This is a genomic window from Chitinophaga varians (assembly GCF_014529945.1).
Classification (GTDB): domain Bacteria; phylum Bacteroidota; class Bacteroidia; order Chitinophagales; family Chitinophagaceae; genus Chitinophaga; species Chitinophaga varians.
Genome location: NZ_JACVFB010000051.1, coordinates 1 through 321, shown reverse-complemented (window position 1 = coordinate 321; position 321 = coordinate 1). Strand labels below are relative to the sequence as shown.

The 321-nt window shown below is 45.5% G+C and carries 2 tRNA genes; both read left to right on the top strand.

The features are described 5' to 3' along the window. The first annotated feature begins 119 nt into the window (after positions 1-119). A tRNA-Ile gene (locus ICL55_RS35000) sits at positions 120-194 on the top strand. Between the two features lie 10 nt (positions 195-204). Beyond that, positions 205-278 (top strand) — tRNA-Ala (locus tag ICL55_RS34995). Positions 279-321: the final 43 nt, after the last annotated feature.

Below are 321 nucleotides of genomic sequence, written 5' to 3'. Positions count from 1 at the left end.
TGAGCTGTTGTTTCCTTCTTCTTTCAAAAACATTAAGTTCTTTAGAAAACAAATCGCCAAGTTGGTAATAAGGACTGGAACGGTTAAGTGAATAGATACCAGCAACCGGCAACCTAGACAGATCCGTAGCTCAGCCTGGTTAGAGCACTACACTGATAATGTAGGGGTCAGCAGTTCAAATCTGCTCGGGTCTACAATGATTACGGGGGATTAGCTCAGTTGGCTAGAGCACCTGCCTTGCACGCAGGGGGTCATCGGTTCGAATCCGATATCCTCCACTTAATCAACTTAGTTCTTACACACAACACAAGATGTACGGCC